Here is a 14,824-nt window from a genome sequence, read left to right as displayed (position 1 = left end):
TCCCTCCTGCCGGTCACAGGTCGCCCTGGAGCGGCTCGTCCTCGGGCAGGGCCCTCGCCGGGTCGTCCCACACGAGTGCGGCCCCCGCCGCCCAGTAGGCGTCCGGGTCCGCGCCGTACGCCCGCGCCCGCAGGGCCTGGAGCCGCAGCGGCAGCATGTGCGCCCGTCCGGCGTCGGCCAGTTCCTCCCGCAGCCCCCGGTGGAACGGGGCGCAGGAGGCCCCCGGGTCCGGCGGGGGGCGCCGCGACACCACCACCCCGTATCCGGCCTCCCGGACCGCGTGCAGCGAGCCCAGCGTGGGCTCCTGGCCGGCGGCCCGGCAGTGCACGGGCACGGTGTTGTCCGCCAGCCCCGCGAGCCATTGCGCGGAGGGGCTGCGCGGACGGCCCCGTATGCAGTCCGCCCGTTCGTCGAGCAGGGGTCCGGCCTGCACCCGGGCCCACCGGACGGCCGCGTCGGGGGGTGCGCCGCCGACGGGATGGCGCAGCACCACGGGCCGCTGCACGCCCAGCGGCACCCCGCCCGCCACCGCCCACTCGTCCACCGCCAGCCCGAACAGCTCCGGCTCGACGGCGACTTCGAGCAGGGCCGCCGCCTCGTGGGTGTCGCAACGCCGGAAGGCTTCGGCGAGCGGGGCCCGCAGCGCCTCCGGCAGCCGGGACGGGCTGATGCGCACGGCGGAGTCCACGGGGGTGACCCGGCCCGGTCGCGCCGGGCCGGCGAGCACCGAGACCCGCCAGTCGAAGACGTCCTCCCAGCCGTGCGCCCACACCTCCAGGAGCACCGAGGTCCCCGGCAGCGGTCCGCCCGCCGCCCGCGCCGGGCCGTGCACCGACCGGACGGCCGAGGCCCGGCGGCGGCGGTCCCGTTCGGCCAGACCCCGCTCGTGCCGCTCTCCGAGTTCCCGCCGCAGCGGCCGCCACAGGCGCTCGGCGGTGGCGCGGGTCCAGTCCCAGAGTTCCTCGTCCGCGCCGGGCGTGGGCGGCTCGCGGTACTCGGCGACGCTGACGTCCGTCGCGTACCGGAGCATCGCCGCGGCTTCCCCGGCGCCGCCGGGCGGGTCGTACAGGAGGCCGAGTCCGTCGCGCCAGCTGAGCGGGGCCGCCGGATGCGGGTCCGGTTCCTCCCCGCGGGCCGCCTCGACCAGCGCCCGGACGACCTCCGAGGAGCCGGGCGGGGGCAGTTCGGCGAGCAGCCCGCACAGGGTGGTGCGCTCGCCGGGGGTGAGCCGGGCCCGGCCGCCGTACGGGCCGCCCTCCGGCGCGGGGAGTTCGCCGTGCGTGTCGGTCCAGGTCCGGCGGGTGTTGAGGTCGCTGAGGTGCTGGTCGTAGTGGTGCAGGTCGTGGGCCTGCATGACCCGGCGGTAGAGCCCGGTCTGGCCGCGCCCGGCCGTCGGCAGGGTGCGCAGCTGCACGACGGAGACGGCCAGCCCGCCGCCCCCGGTGTTGCGGCGGGCCTTGACCACGCCGACGACCTCGCCGCGGGCCAGGTCCACGACGGGCCCGCCGGACATTCCGGGGTCGATCTCGTCGTCGTCGCCGAGCCGGATGGCCGCGCCGTTGCCGGCGGTGCCGCGCAGCCGGGTGGTGCGGCCGGTGATCTCGGGGGCGCCGAGTTCCTCGGTGCAGCCGAAGTACGCGACCTCGTCGAAGCGGGGCCGGGAGCGGTCGGTGAGCCAGACGCAGGCGTGCGAGACAGGGGCGAGGACCCGGACGAGGGCCAGGTCGGGCAGGTCCCACAGGGCCCGGCGGCCGGGGCGGCGCTCGTCGAGCCGTTCGGGCAGGACGCATTCCACGCGTCCGGTGACCGTCCCGGTGGCCGCCTCGTTCCCGGCGTAGCTGCCGGACTGGAAGGTGATGCCGACCTCGCGCCCGGTCAGCCGCACGGCGGCACCCCCTTCGCCGACCACGTGGGCACACGTGAGGATCCAGCCGGGGGCGACGAAGAAGCCGCTCCCCCAGGTGGGTCCGTACGCGTCGCCACCGGGGGTTTCATACCCGTCCGGAGGGGCGTGGACGCGTACGGTCGCTGCCCGGACGAGGGGTTCGAGGAGCTCGAAGGCGCGCGCCGCGCCGGTCGTGCGCCCCTCCGTCATCCGCGCCCCCGCTCGTGAGACGTCCAGGCTAGCGCCGGCGGCGGCGCGGGCGGGAGGTCACTCCGAGCCGCGGATTATCCTGGCGGGAAACACCCCCATCACGGCACGGAGCCCGACTTGTACTTCACCGATCGCGGCATCGAGGAGCTGGAGAAGCGGCGCGGCGAGGAGGAGGTCACCTTCGAGTGGCTCGCCGAGCAGCTGCGCACGTTCGTCGACCTGAACCCGGACTTCGAGGTCCCGGTGGAACGCCTCGCCACCTGGCTGGCCCGCCTGGACGACGAGGACGACGAGGACGACGCGTAGGCGGACGCGGGAGCGACCGCCTCGCAGCTGTCACTGACAGGTCGGGGGGCGGGCCTCTTCCCTGCGTTCCGGAACGAACCTCCGCATGACAACGGCCCAGCCGCGCGCAGCGGTCGGGCCGTTGTCATGCGCGCTCTGACCAGCAGCGCACGGAGATCGCCAGGATCAGGCGGCCTTGGTCTCCCAGAAGATGCGGTCGACCTCGGCGATGAGGTCGAGGGCCTTCTGGCCGGTCGCCGGGTCGTTCGACGCCTTGGCGGCCGAGAGGGCCTTCAGGGTGTCGTTGACCAGGGTGTGCAGCTGCGGGTACTTCTCGAAGTGCGGAGGCTTGAAGTAGTCGCTCCACAGCACCGAGACGTGGTGCTTGGCCAGCTCGGCGCGCTGCTCCTTGATGGTGATGGCGCGCGCGCGGAAGTCGGCGTCGTCGTTGGCCTGGTACTTCTCCTGGACGGCCTTGACGGACTCGGCCTCGATGCGGGCCTGGGCCGGGTCGTACACGCCGCACGGCAGATCGCAGTGAGCGGAGACCTTCGCCTTGGGGGCGAAGAGGCGGGAAAGCATGGGGTGTGTCCTCCTCGTGATCGTCTTCTCAAGGGGGAGATTACTCGCTGGGGAACCGGATTTCGCGGTCGGCCCCATGGGCTTAGGACAAAAGTCCAGCGTCGCGGTCGGACCGGTGAGCGAATGTACGGGGCGGTACGGCAGCATGCGGAAGGGATGAGGAGGTCACGCATGGTGGAGAACCGCCGCCGACGGTTCGCTTTCGAGGTGCTGGAGGTGACGGGGCCGTCGATGGTCCCGACGCTGCTGCACGGGGACCGGCTGGTGGTCCGGTACGGGGCTGCCGTCCGCCCGGGTGCCGTGGTGGTGCTGCGGCATCCCTTCCAGCAGGACCTGCTGGTCGTCAAGCGGGCGGCGGAGCGCCGGCCGGGCGGTGCCTGGTGGGTGCTCGGCGACAACCCGTACAACGAGACTGGCGACAGCACCGTGTACGGGCCGGTGCCCGGCGACCTGGTGCTGGCGACGGCGGTGCTGCGGTTCCGGCCGGCGCCGGCGGATCAGCGGTCGCTGAGGGCGCGGCTGTCCTGGGCGGCGTCCGCGCTGCGGCCGCTGTGGCCCGACCCCTCGGCCTCGCGCCGCTTGCGGGCGCGGTAGGCGGCCACGTTGGCCCGGGTGGCGCAGCGGTCGGAGCAGTAGCGCCGGGAGCGGTTCGTGGAGGTGTCGAGGTAGGCGTTGCGGCAGGGCGGTGCCTGGCACAGGCCGAGGCGGTCGGGGCCGTGCTCGGTGAGGTGGAAGGCCAGGCCGAAGGAGGCCATCGCGGCGTAGCCCGCGGAGGCGTTCGAGGGGTGCTCGGCGAGGTGGATGTGCCAGTCGGGAGCGCCGTCCTCGCGCGGGGTGTCGTGCCCGGAGACCTGGGGGCTGACGGGGAACTCCATGAGCAGGGAGTTCAGCAGGTCGACGGCCAGGACGTGGTCGCCGCCGTCGGCCGCCTCGAAGACGGCGCGCAGCCGGCCGCGGACGTTGCGGAAGCGGGTGACGTCGGTGTCGGTGACCCGGCGGGCCATCTGGGTGCTGGCGCCGAAAAGGGCGCGGACGGCGTCCGCCGAGGTGAGCGCGTCCTTGTTGCGGGCCGGCTCCTCGGTGTTGACCAGGCGCACGGCATAGTCCGAGTAATGGGCCAGTTCCACTTGTAGTCCTTACGACTGCGGATTAGTGTCTCGGTAACGGCTGAGACGTGTTCGAGGGTATTACGTACGGAGGGGTTCGTGATGGCGGATACGACGGAGACGGCGGCGTACTGGCAGGCGTGGCAGGACAGCTGGGACCGGCAGCAGGAGTGGTACATGCCCGACCGCGAGGAGCGGTTCCGGGTGATGCTGGACATGGTCGAGGCGCTGACCGGACCCGCCCCCCGGGTGCTGGATCTCGCGTGCGGTACGGGAAGTATTACGGACCGGGTCCTCAAGCGGTTCCCGGACGCCACCTGCACCGGCGTCGACCTGGACCCGGCGCTGCTGGCCGTCGCCCGGGGCCACTTCGCGGGCGACGGCCGGGCCTCCTTCGTGACCGCCGACCTCAAGGACCCGCACTGGCGCGCGGCGCTGCCCCACGACACGTACGACGCCGTCCTGACGGCCACCGCCCTGCACTGGCTGCCCGGCGAGGACCTGGCCGTCCTGTACGGGCAGCTCGCCCCGCTGGTGCGGCCGGGCGGGGTGTTCATGAACGCCGACCACATGCCCGACCCTGCCACCCCGCGCATCGACGCGGCCGAGCACGCCCACCGGCACGCCGCGATGGACCGGGCCAAGGCGGCGGGGGCGCTGGACTGGCGCGAATGGTGGGCCACCGCCGCCGAGGACCCGGTACTGGCCGGGGCCGTCGAAGAGCGCTTCGCGATCTACGGGGAGCACGCCGACGGGGACACCCCCTCCGAGGCCTGGCACGCCCGCACCCTCCTGGACTCGGGCTTCGCCGAGGCGCGCACCGTGTGGCGCTCGCCTTCGGACGCCCTGGTGCTGGCCCTCAGGTAGGACGGGGCACGCATGCGTGAGGGGCGGTACGGGAACCCCGTACCGCCCCTCACGTGTGTGCCCGGTCTCGGCCGGTCCTGGTCAGAGGACCTTGGAGAGGAAGGCCTTGGTGCGGTCGTGCTGGGGGTTGCCCAGGACGTCGCGGGGGTTGCCCGCCTCGACGACCACGCCGCCGTCCATGAAGACGAGGCTGTCGCCGACCTCGCGGGCGAAGCCCATCTCGTGGGTGACCACGATCATGGTCATGCCCGACTCGGCGAGGTCGCGCATGACGTCGAGGACGTCACCGACCAACTCGGGGTCCAGGGCCGAGGTGGGCTCGTCGAAGAGCATCAGCTTCGGCTCCATGGCCAGCGCGCGGGCGATGGCCACGCGCTGCTGCTGGCCGCCGGAGAGCTGGGAGGGGTAGTTCCCGCCCTTGTCCCCGAGGCCGACCCGGTCCAGGAGGCGTACGGCGCGCTCGCGGGCCACGGCCTTGGACTCGCCCTTGACCATGACGGGAGCTTCCATGACGTTCTCGATGGCCGTCATGTGGGGGAAGAGGTTGAAGCGCTGGAAGACCATGCCGATGTCCCGGCGCTGGGCCGCGACCTCGCTGTCCTTCAGCTCGTAGAGCTTGTCGCCCTTCTGGCGGTAGCCGACGAGTTCGCCGTCGACGTACAGGCGGCCGCCGTTGACCTTCTCCAGGTGGTTGATGCACCGCAGGAAGGTCGACTTCCCCGAACCCGAGGGTCCGATCAGGCAGAACACCTCACGCGGGGCGACCTCCAGGTCGACGCCCTTCAGGATGTGCGCCGCACCGTAGGACTTGTGGACGGCCTCGGCCTTCACCATGGCAGTCGTCATCAGGCCACCGCCTTGCGGGTCGAGAAGCGGGTCAGGTTCGCCTTGATCTTCTGCAGCGGCGTGGGCGGCAGGGAGCGCAGCGAACCGCGCGCGTAGTGCCGCTCCAGGTAGTACTGGCCGACCGAGAAGACGCTGGTGAGCGCCAGGTACCAGATCGAGGCGACGAAGAACATCTCCATCACCGCGAACGAGGTGGACGCGATGTCCTGGGCCGCGCGCAGCAGGTCGAAGTACTGCACGGCGACCACGAGCGACGAGGTCTTGAGCATGTTGATGAACTCGTTGCCCGTGGGCGGCACGATCACCCGCATGGCCTGCGGCAGGACCACCCGGCGCATGGTCTGCGTCCGGGTCATGCCGAGCGCGTGCGAGGCCTCGCTCTGCCCCTCGTCGACCGACTGGATGCCGGCCCGGACGATCTCCGCCATGTACGCGCCCTCGTTCAGGCCGAGGCCCAGAAGGGCGGCCAGGAACGGCGTCATGACCTGGGTCATCTCGTCCTTGTAGAACCCGAGGTTCAGGATCGGGAAGATCAGGGCGAGGTTGAACCAGATGAGGAGCTGGACGTAGACCGGGGTGCCCCGGAAGAACCAGATGTAGAACCAGGCGATGGTGCTGGTCACCGGGTTCTTGGAGAGGCGCATCACCGCGAAGAGGACACCCAGCACCAGGCCCAGCGCCATGGAGGCGACGCTGATCCAGATGGTGTTGAACAGGCCTCGGATGATGGAGGGGTCGAACAGCTTCTCCGGCACCGTCGCCCAGCGCACGTTGCCCTGCGAGAAGGCCAGGCCGAGCGCCACGACGAGTGCGATGACGACCACGGCGCTGATCCAGCGGCCGTAGTGGCGGACCGGGATGGCGCGGATCGCCTCGGGGGGGACGGCCCCGGCCGGCGGGGTGTCCGCCGGGCCCGGGACCTTGTCGAGCTTGTCAGTCACAGTGACTGCCCTTCAGAGTGCTGCGGCGAACCGCGGAGGTCACTGGCCTGCGTTGGTCTTGGCCTCGGTCACGGCGCCGGAGCCGGCGTTCCACTTGTCCAGGGCGGCCTTGTACGTGCCGTCCTTGATGATCGCGTCGAGGGCGGCCTTGAGGGCGTCGCGCAGCTCGGGGTTCTTCTTGTCGACCGCGATGCCGAAGAGGCCGGCGTCGGTCGGGTTGGCGATGGCCTCGAAGTCGTTGCCGCCGCCCGCGGTCTTCGCGATGTACGCGGCGACCGGGGAGTCGTTCAGGTCGGCGACCGCGCCGCCGGCCTTCACGCGGGTCTGGGCCTCGGCGTCGGTCGGGTACGACTCGATGCCGATCTCGCCCTTGCCCGCGGCCTTGCACTTCTCGGACTGGTCCTTGGCGGACGTCTCGTACGTGGTGCCGCGCTGGACGGCGACCTTCTTGCCGCACAGGTCGTCGAGGGTCTTGATGCCCTCCGGGTTCCCCTTCTTGACCAGGATGCCGGTCGAGGAGGAGAAGTAGTCGACGAAGTCGACGCCGGCGCCGGTCTTGGCACCCTTGTCGTCCAGGCCCTCCTGGCGGGCCTTGGTGTCGGTGAGCGAGGACATGACCACGTCGCTGCGGCCCGTCTGCATGCTGCCGATCAGGGTGTCGAAGGTGCCGGACTCGAACTTGAACTGCACGCCGAGCTGCTTGCCCAGGGCCTCCGCGATGTCGGGGTCGACACCCACGATCTTGCCGCCCTCGGTGAACTCCATCGGGGCGTAGGTGGCGTCCGTGCCGACCTTGATGACCCCGGCGTCCTGAATCTTCTTCGGGAGCTTGGAGAAGAGGGGGGCGCTGCTGTTGTTCGCCTGACCCGACGGAGTCGTGCTGCTCTTGTCGGTCTGGTCTCCACAGCCGGTGAGGATCAGAGCACCGGCGACCGCGATCGCGCCGACCGCGGCGATCCGGGACCGGGCGGCGGTCGTACGACGGGTGATGCTTGCGGTCATGAGCTGGTTCCTCCGGCTGGTGGAAAAGCACCGAAAAACGGTCGGGCACGCTCCATCGAGTGTCGCGACCTTGTGTGATTACGGCATCTTGCCATTCGGACTGGTGCATTCAGGCTGCCCGTCAGGTCAAAATCAGATAACGGACACCCCTGGTCAGCCAACAGGACTGCGGACAAGGCGGATCTGGACCGCACAAAACGCTGTGACCAGCCACTTTCGGCGGACGATTTGCGGTGCGTCTCGCCCATCGGACAGAGAGGTTTGGACTTTTAGCCAAAACCGGGACAAGCGGCCTAGGGTCGAGCTGGAATCGACTCGTCTGGGTGAGTGTTCTTCGGGTAGAACAGATCCTTACACCCCTCATCCGGGGCTCAGGGCGCGCGTGCGGCGCGCCCGCGCGTACGAACCTCCCCTCCGCGGAGACGGGCCAACCGTCGATGCGGAGTACGGACGCGGTGCCCGCCCACCCCTTAACCAGGAGTGGCCACCCTCAATGATCAAAGGACCTAAGGGGTCACACAAAGTGGCAGCGGAGATCGTCAACCCTCGCAGTGACAGCGTGACGGACAACAACCCGGACGCGGTGTTCGCGCTGCACCGGGGCGGCAAGATGGCCATCCAGGCCACGGTGCCGGTCAACAACAAGGACGACCTGTCCCTGGCGTACACACCCGGTGTGGCGAAGGTGTGCAGCGCCATCGCCGAGCAGCCGGAGCTGGTGAACGAGTACACCTGGAAGTCCAACGTGGTCGCCGTCGTCACCGACGGCACGGCCGTGCTCGGACTCGGTGACATCGGTCCCGAAGCCTCCCTCCCCGTGATGGAGGGCAAGGCGATTCTGTTCAAGCAGTTCGGTGGCGTGGACGCGGTTCCGATCGCGCTCGCCACCAAGGACACGGACGAGATCGTCGAGACGGTCATCCGTCTCGCCCCGTCCTTCGGCGGGGTGAACCTGGAGGACATCTCCGCCCCCCGCTGCTTCGAGATCGAGCGCCGCCTGCAGGAGGCGCTGGACATCCCGATCTTCCACGACGACCAGCACGGCACGGCCATCGTGACGCTGGCCGCGCTGCGCAACGCGGCGAAGCTCACGGGTCGCACCCTCGGCGACCTGCGGGCCGTGATCTCGGGTGCGGGCGCCGCGGGCATCGCGATCGCCAAGATCCTCGTGGACGCGGGCATCGGCGACGTCTGCGTCACCGACCGCAAGGGCGTCGTCTCGGCCGACCGCTCCGACCTGACGGACGTCAAGGCGGAGATCGCGGGCCTGACGAACAGGACGGGCCAGACCGGCTCCCTGGAGCAGGCCCTCTCCGGCGCGGACGTGTTCATCGGCGTCTCCGGCGGTACGGTCCCCGAGGCGGCGGTGGCCTCGATGGCGAAGGACGCGTTCGTCTTCGCCATGGCCAACCCGAACCCGGAGGTCCACCCGGACGTCGCGCACAAGTACGCGGCGGTCGTGGCCACGGGCCGTTCGGACTTCCCGAACCAGATCAACAACGTGCTCGCGTTCCCGGGCATCTTCGCGGGCGCCCTCAAGGTGCGCGCCACCCGGATCACCGAGGGCATGAAGATCGCCGCCGCCGACGCCATCGCCGGTGTCGTGGGTGACGAGCTCGCCGCCGACTACGTGATCCCGTCGCCGTTCGACGAGCGCGTCGCGGAGGCCGTCGCCTCGGCGGTCGCCGCCGCCGCGAAGGCCGACGGCGTGGCCCGCCTGGCCTGAGGACCGCGCTGAGCGCGAGCGGAGCTGTACGGGAAGGGGCCCGGCCGGAGTCATCCGGCCGGGCCCCTTCCCGTACCCGGGGCCGGCCCGCCCGGGCCCGGTGGGGCGGTGTGGCGAAGCAGGGGGTGGTACGGCACCCTACCGAGCGGTAGCGTCGCGGCATGTTCGCTGCCTACGCTGCTCGAATCGACCGTGACCAGCCGCTGAACGGCCTCGTGCTGGGTGACCGCCCGGCCCCGCAGGCCCGCCCCGGCTGGGTGACCGTGAACGTCAAGGCCGCCTCCCTCAACCACCACGACCTGTGGTCGCTGCGCGGGGTGGGCTTGGCCGAGGACAGACTCCCGATGATCCTGGGCTGCGACGCGGCCGGGACCGACCAGGACGGCAACGAGGTCGTCCTGCACTCCGTGATCGGCCAGAGCGGCCACGGGGTGGGCCCGGACGAGCCGCGCTCGATCCTGACCGAGCGCTACCAGGGCACCTTCGCCGAGCAGGTGACCGTCCCGGCCTGGAACGTCCTGCGCAAGCCCGCCGAGCTGTCGTTCGAGGAGGCCGCCTGCCTGCCGACCGCCTGGCTGACGGCGTACCGGATGCTGTTCACCAATGCCGGGGTGAGGCCCGGGGACTCCGTCCTGGTGCAGGGCGCGGGCGGCGGGGTCGCGACCGCCGCGATCGCCCTCGGCCGGGCGGCGGGCCTGCGGGTCTTCGCCACCAGCCGGGACGAGGCCAAGCGCAAGCGGGCGGTGGAGCTGGGGGCGGTCGAGGCGTTCGAGCCGGGGGCGCGGCTGCCGCAGCGGGTGGACGCCGTGATCGAGACGGTCGGCGCGGCCACGTGGTCCCACTCGGTGAAGTCCCTGCGTCCCGGCGGCACGCTGGTGATCTCCGGAGCGACGAGCGGTGACCGCCCCGCGCACGCCGAGCTGACGCGGATCTTCTTCCTGGAGCTCAAGGTGGTCGGGTCGACGATGGGCTCGAAGGACGAGCTGGAGGACCTGCTGGCCTTCTGTGCGGCGACGGGGCTGCGGCCGGTCATCGACGAGGTCCTGCCCCTGGACCGGGCGCGGGAGGGGTTCGAGAAGCTCGCGTCGGGTGACCTGTTCGGCAAGATCGTCCTCACCCCGTAGGCCGTTCGGGGGCCGGTCCGGGCCGCCCGGCCCCGTTTGTCAATGTGGGTTGACACCCCTCCCGTGTCAACCTACATTGACAGGCATGACGGATGCTACCGATCTCGCCGAGCGGGCCGGCGACCGTGACCCGCGCGTGGGCCTGCGCGCCGTGGCCGCCCTGCGGAAGTTGCTGGAACAGCTGGAAGCCGTACAGGTGCGCAGTGCCCGCGCACAGGGGTGGTCCTGGCAGGAGATCGCGGCCGAGCTGGGCGTCAGCCGGCAGGCCGTGCACAAGAAGTACGGGAGGCTCTGATGTTCGAACGCTTCACCCGCGACGCCCGGGACACCGTGACGGGCGCGGTGACCGAGGCGCAGCGCGCCGGGGCCGCCACGGTCACCGAGGAACACCTGCTGCTCTCCCTGCTCTCCCGGGGAGCCCTGGACCCCCTGGGCGTGGACCGTGCCGCCGTGGTCGCCGACCTCGCGGCCGCCCGCCGCCGGGGCGGCATGTCGCGGGCCGAGGAAGAAGCCCTGGCGGGCCTCGGGATCGACCTCACGGAGATCGTCTCCCGCGTGGAGGAGACCCACGGCGAGGGCGCCCTGGCCGCCCCGGCACCGCGCCGGCGGACCCTGGGCGGTTCGCTCCGCTCGGCGCTCGGCCGCGGGGACGGGGACGACCGCTCCGGCAGCCGCCACGTGCCCTTCACCCAGGGCGCGAAGAAGGTCCTGGAGCAGTCCCTGCGCATCGCCCTGGGCCGCCACGACCGCCACATCGGCACCGTGCACCTGCTGCTCGCCCTGCTCTCCCGGCCCGGCACGACCGCCGAGGTCCTGACGGACCACGGCGTCACCTACGCCGCGGCGGAGGCCCGGCTGGCGGCCTGAGCGCGGCCTGGCGGGCCTACGCCCCGGCCCGGAGGACCGCGGTCAGCCTCGCGGCGGCCGCCGCGAGGCCCGCGCGGGCCTCGGCCACCCGGGCCGGGGTGACCCCGTGGTCGCGGGCCGCGTCCCGTACCTCGTCGCGGAAGCGGTCCAGCAGGCGGTCCAGGTCACGGCCCGGGTCACCGCTCGGCGTCACGTCCCCGGCCCAGCCGTCCGCCGCCGCGGAGGCCTCGCCCCACTGAGGTCCCGGGGAGCCCTGGGATCCCCGTGGCCCCTGCGGTTCCGGCGAGGCCGGGGACGGCGGTGCGGCGGGGCCCGCGGGGTCGCCGGGGCCCGCGGGGGGCGTGCCGGGGCCGCCGCCGAGCCAGGCTCCGGCCAGGCTGCCCAGGACTCCGCCCGACTTCGCGAACTGCTCCTGGAGCTGCCCCGCGATGCGCTGGACCTCCTCGCGGGCTCTTTCCTGGGCCTCCTTGGCCTGGCGGCGGGCCTGCTGGGCCTCCTCGCGGGCCCGCCGACTCTCGTCCTTCGCCCGGCGCGCCTGCTCCTTCCATTCCTGCCTGGCCTTGCGCAGCTCCTCCTTGGCCGCCTTCCAGGACTCGTCCTCGACCCGGGTGGCGGAGGCCGAGGCCGCCGCCCGCATCTCGCGGCGCAGGTCGCCCGCGGCGCCCCGGACGTCGTCGCGGATCTCCGCGGCCAGTTCGGAGACGGAGTCGCGGATCTCCAGCTCCAGGTCGGCCAGTTCACCGCCCCGGTCGGCCAGTTCGGCGCGGCCCGCGTCGGTGATGGAGTACACCTTGCGCCCGCCCTCGCTGGCATGCGTGACCAGGCCTTCGGCCTCCAGCTTGGACAGCCTCGGGTACACGGTGCCCGCGGAGGGCGCGTACAGGCCCTGGAAGCGCTCCTCCAGCAGGCGGATCACCTCGTACCCGTGGCGCGGGGCCTCGTCCAACAGCTTGAGGAGGTACAGGCGCAAGCGGCCGTGGGCGAAGACGGGCGGCATCTCAGATCACCTTCTTGTCGAGCGTCAGGGGGGTGTCCGCGGCCGGGCGGCGCAACAGCGCGATCGCACCCGAGACGGTGGTGGCCCGCAGGGTTCCGGTACCGGAACCGAGCGTGCCGGTGATCCGCTTGGCACCCAGCTGACCGGAGACCCTCAGGTCCTCGAAGGCGTTGGAGACGCCGCCGGTGGCCGTGTTGGCCTCCACGCGGGCGTCGGCCGGGTGCGGCAGCCGGATCGCGACCTGGCCGGAGACCGAGTTCAGTGCGATGTCCACCGGACGCGAGGCGGCCGGGTCGAGGTCCAGGTCGATGAGCATGTCGCCACTGACCGAGTCGGCCCGTACGCTCACGCCCACGCCGTCGACCACGGTCAGACCGCCGGACACCGAGTGGAAGCCGAGGTCGCCGGTGACCGACTGGGCCTCGACGCTGCCCGATACGGTGCGCGCCTTGACCCGGCCGGAGAGCGCGACCAGCGTGGCGTCGCCGGAGACCCCGTGCACGTCGGTGCCGCCCGAGATGCCGGAGACGAAGGCCGCGGCGTCGACCGCGGCCACGTGCACGCGGGTGGCCGCCGGGACGGTGAGGGTGACGGCCGCGCTGCGCTCCCAGGCCTTGCGCCCCGAGGCCGAACCGGACCAGGCCTTCCAGGGCTTGGCCTCGACCCACTGCTTGAAGCCCTGGGAGCCGTTCCAGGGGAGGTCCTCGTAGGAGACGGTGAGGACGCCGTCCTCCTGCACCACGTGCAGGGGCGGTCCGTCGACCCCGGTCACCTCCAGGCGGGCGGGTCCGGCCTCGGCGGCGACGACATTCACCGTGCCGCTCACGAGACGGACCCGCAGCTCGGTCACCGGCTCCTCGAAGGTGAGCTTCTGCGGTTCGGCGACCGACCACGTCATCTGCTCTGCCATGGTGCTGATCCTCCTCGTGCGTTCACGGACCGGGGCTCGACGCACGCAACATATCGCGTCTTCTGCATAACACGATATATCGCGGCCTGGGGAAGTCAAGCGCGTGGTTTCTCCCGGTAAACGCCTGATCAGGGAGTTTGCGCATGGCTGCGGGGGCTCGTGGAGGGTGCGGGGCCGGCGGTGGAGGAGGGGCCCGCACGAGCCGGTCGGCCCGCCGAAGGCGCGGCGGCCGGGGCTCCGCTGCCGGAGCGGGCAGGCGTACGCGATCACGGCGGCCCGGAGCGGCAACGCCCGGCAGCGCCGCCGCACCCGGGTGCGGCACCCGGACCCCGGCCTGCGAGCGGGCCGGGCCGGGCCGCGTCGGGTCGAGCCGCGTCAGCCGGGCCGCGCCAGGCCTGGGGCCGGAGCGGGCCCACGCCGAAGCGGGCCCGGGCGGCGCTCAGGGCGTCCCGCCGCCGCTCAGGCCGCCTCCGCCTCCGCTCGCGCCGGGGCGGGTGCCTCCGCCGCGGCCGCGGGGTCCGGCTCCGGCTCCGGCTCCGGCTTCAGCAGCGGGCTCGCGTGGTGGAGCAGCCAGGCCCGGTACGGGGGCGTGCTCAGCGCGGCCTCGCGGTAGGCGGCGCGGAGGTCCCCGTAGACCTCGGCGTGGGCGCCCGGCCGGGTCGCCAGCAGCAGCCGGACGGCCAGCGGGTCGCCCGACAGCGGCCGGATCGCCATGTCGTCCCGCGGCCCGGAGGTGGGCTGGCAGGGGGCCACCGCCTCGCCGGAGACGATCAGCGAGGTCGCGGTGTGGTAGTCGGCGTGCAGGACCGGCGGGTCGAGCCCGGCCCCGGCGAAGATCCGCCGCAGGCCGTCCCATTCACCGTCCACCGAGGGATCCACGGTCCACCGGTCGGCGGCGAGGTCCCGTAAGTCCACCACCGGCCGCCGCGCCGCGGGATGGTCGCGGGCCATCGACACGAACTGCGGCTCCCGCTCCATCAGCACGTGCAGTTGCAACCCGGCGGGCACCCGCAGGGGGCTGCCCTCCACCTCGTGCACGAACGCGACATCCAGCTGCCCCGAATCCACCATCCGCAGCAGGGCGTTGGCCGAGACGTCCACCACGAGCGAGGTCTCGGTGTCCGGTAGCCGCCGGTGCAGTCTGCGCAACCAGCCCGGCAGCGCGCGGCTGGCCGTGGACCCGATGCGCAGCCGCGGACCGCGGGCCAGCGCCCGGGCCTCGGCGACCAGAGCGGCCATCTCGGCGAGCAGGGGGCGGGCCCGCCCCAGCACCGTGCGGCCGAACGGCGTGGGGCGGCAGCCGGTGCGTTCCCGCAGGAACAGCTCGCCGTCCAGGGCCCGTTCGATCCGCCGCAGCTGGGTCGTCAGCGAGGGCTGGCTCACGCCGAGCTGCCGGGCGGCCTTGTGCAGGCTGCCGGCATCGGCGATGGCGCACAGTGCGCGCAGGTGCCTCACCTCGAGCTCCATGCCCCGAGA

General features: G+C 72.5%; 16 protein-coding genes. 7 read left to right on the top strand and 9 right to left on the bottom strand.

All coding sequences use genetic code 11. The features are described 5' to 3' along the window. Window positions 1-13: 13 nt before the first annotated feature. Window positions 14-2,095, bottom strand: a complete 2,082-nt coding sequence (locus tag ACFWUZ_RS15225) for a trypsin-like peptidase domain-containing protein (RefSeq protein ID WP_384372165.1) — start codon at window positions 2,093-2,095, stop codon at window positions 14-16. Window positions 2,096-2,212: 117 nt separating this feature from the next. On the opposite strand from ACFWUZ_RS15225, the gene ACFWUZ_RS15220 reads away from it, so the two are divergent. Continuing rightward, on the top strand, window positions 2,213-2,401 hold the full coding sequence (locus ACFWUZ_RS15220) for a DUF6104 family protein (protein ID WP_030681317.1): 189 nt from the start codon (window positions 2,213-2,215) through the stop codon (window positions 2,399-2,401). A 165-nt stretch (window positions 2,402-2,566) separates the two neighbouring features. Here ACFWUZ_RS15220 and sodN read toward each other — a convergent pair whose 3' ends face one another. Continuing rightward, window positions 2,567-2,962, bottom strand: coding sequence for a superoxide dismutase, Ni (gene sodN, locus ACFWUZ_RS15215; protein WP_384372162.1), 396 nt, complete (start codon window positions 2,960-2,962; stop codon window positions 2,567-2,569). Between the two features lie 171 nt (window positions 2,963-3,133). Here sodN and sodX point away from each other — a divergent pair, with 171 nt between their 5' ends. Further along, window positions 3,134-3,556, top strand: coding sequence for a nickel-type superoxide dismutase maturation protease (gene sodX, locus ACFWUZ_RS15210; protein WP_384372160.1), 423 nt, complete (start codon window positions 3,134-3,136; stop codon window positions 3,554-3,556). Here sodX and ACFWUZ_RS15205 read toward each other — a convergent pair. After that, the gene (locus ACFWUZ_RS15205; RefSeq protein WP_384372158.1) at window positions 3,460-4,089 is read right to left on the bottom strand and encodes a CGNR zinc finger domain-containing protein; all 630 of its coding nucleotides are present in this window, start codon (window positions 4,087-4,089) and stop codon (window positions 3,460-3,462) included. The two genes, sodX and ACFWUZ_RS15205, sit on opposite strands and share 97 nt — an antisense overlap. Window positions 4,090-4,170: 81 nt before the next feature. Here ACFWUZ_RS15205 and ACFWUZ_RS15200 point away from each other — a divergent pair, with 81 nt between their 5' ends. Next, the gene (locus ACFWUZ_RS15200; protein WP_384372156.1) at window positions 4,171-4,935 is read left to right on the top strand and encodes a class I SAM-dependent methyltransferase; all 765 of its coding nucleotides are present in this window, start codon (window positions 4,171-4,173) and stop codon (window positions 4,933-4,935) included. 81 nt (window positions 4,936-5,016) lie between these two features. Here ACFWUZ_RS15200 and ACFWUZ_RS15195 read toward each other — a convergent pair whose 3' ends face one another. Genes ACFWUZ_RS15195 through ACFWUZ_RS15185 form a run of 3 tightly spaced genes read right to left on the bottom strand, consistent with a single transcriptional unit; the run spans window position 5,017 to window position 7,724 of the window. Continuing rightward, window positions 5,017-5,781: an amino acid ABC transporter ATP-binding protein gene (locus ACFWUZ_RS15195; RefSeq protein WP_384372154.1), complete on the bottom strand. Its 765-nt coding sequence runs from the start codon at window positions 5,779-5,781 to the stop codon at window positions 5,017-5,019. Next, on the bottom strand, window positions 5,781-6,722 hold the full coding sequence (locus ACFWUZ_RS15190; RefSeq protein ID WP_384372152.1) for an amino acid ABC transporter permease: 942 nt from the start codon (window positions 6,720-6,722) through the stop codon (window positions 5,781-5,783). The genes ACFWUZ_RS15195 and ACFWUZ_RS15190 overlap by 1 nt, the downstream gene beginning before the upstream one ends. A gap of 39 nt (window positions 6,723-6,761) precedes the next feature. Continuing rightward, window positions 6,762-7,724: an ABC transporter substrate-binding protein gene (locus ACFWUZ_RS15185; RefSeq protein WP_384372150.1), complete on the bottom strand. Its 963-nt coding sequence runs from the start codon at window positions 7,722-7,724 to the stop codon at window positions 6,762-6,764. Window positions 7,725-8,247: 523 nt separating this feature from the next. On the opposite strand from ACFWUZ_RS15185, the gene ACFWUZ_RS15180 reads away from it, so the two are divergent. The 4 genes from ACFWUZ_RS15180 (at window position 8,248) to ACFWUZ_RS15165 (ending at window position 11,441) form a co-directional block, all read left to right on the top strand. After that, on the top strand, window positions 8,248-9,450 hold the full coding sequence (locus ACFWUZ_RS15180) for an NADP-dependent malic enzyme (RefSeq protein WP_384372148.1): 1,203 nt from the start codon (window positions 8,248-8,250) through the stop codon (window positions 9,448-9,450). 161 nt (window positions 9,451-9,611) lie between these two features. Next, entirely contained in the window at window positions 9,612-10,574 is a 963-nt protein-coding gene (locus ACFWUZ_RS15175) for a zinc-binding dehydrogenase (protein ID WP_384372146.1), read from the top strand. 85 nt (window positions 10,575-10,659) lie between these two features. Further along, the gene (locus ACFWUZ_RS15170; protein WP_384372144.1) at window positions 10,660-10,869 is read left to right on the top strand and encodes a helix-turn-helix domain-containing protein; all 210 of its coding nucleotides are present in this window, start codon (window positions 10,660-10,662) and stop codon (window positions 10,867-10,869) included. Next, complete coding sequence (locus ACFWUZ_RS15165) at window positions 10,869-11,441, top strand: Clp protease N-terminal domain-containing protein (RefSeq protein WP_384372142.1); 573 nt, start codon at window positions 10,869-10,871, stop codon at window positions 11,439-11,441. The genes ACFWUZ_RS15170 and ACFWUZ_RS15165 overlap by 1 nt, the downstream gene beginning before the upstream one ends. A 16-nt stretch (window positions 11,442-11,457) precedes the next feature. Here ACFWUZ_RS15165 and ACFWUZ_RS15160 read toward each other — a convergent pair whose 3' ends face one another. The 3 genes from ACFWUZ_RS15160 to ACFWUZ_RS15150 all read right to left on the bottom strand — a co-directional run bounded on the left by ACFWUZ_RS15160 (window position 11,458) and on the right by ACFWUZ_RS15150 (window position 14,815). Continuing rightward, the gene (locus tag ACFWUZ_RS15160) at window positions 11,458-12,438 is read right to left on the bottom strand and encodes a helix-turn-helix transcriptional regulator (protein ID WP_384372140.1); all 981 of its coding nucleotides are present in this window, start codon (window positions 12,436-12,438) and stop codon (window positions 11,458-11,460) included. 1 nt (window position 12,439) lies between these two features. Beyond that, on the bottom strand, window positions 12,440-13,348 hold the full coding sequence (locus tag ACFWUZ_RS15155) for a DUF4097 domain-containing protein (RefSeq protein WP_384372138.1): 909 nt from the start codon (window positions 13,346-13,348) through the stop codon (window positions 12,440-12,442). A 459-nt stretch (window positions 13,349-13,807) separates the two neighbouring features. Further along, window positions 13,808-14,815 (bottom strand): LysR family transcriptional regulator, encoded by a 1,008-nt coding sequence (locus tag ACFWUZ_RS15150; RefSeq protein WP_384372136.1) that lies wholly within the window; start codon window positions 14,813-14,815, stop codon window positions 13,808-13,810. Between the last annotated feature and the right edge of the window lie 9 nt (window positions 14,816-14,824).

The organism is Streptomyces sp. NPDC058646 (assembly GCF_042716875.1).
GTDB lineage: Bacteria > Actinomycetota > Actinomycetes > Streptomycetales > Streptomycetaceae > Streptomyces.
The sequence above is the reverse complement of the archived record's forward strand: the minus strand, read 5'-3'. Positions and strand labels throughout refer to the sequence as shown.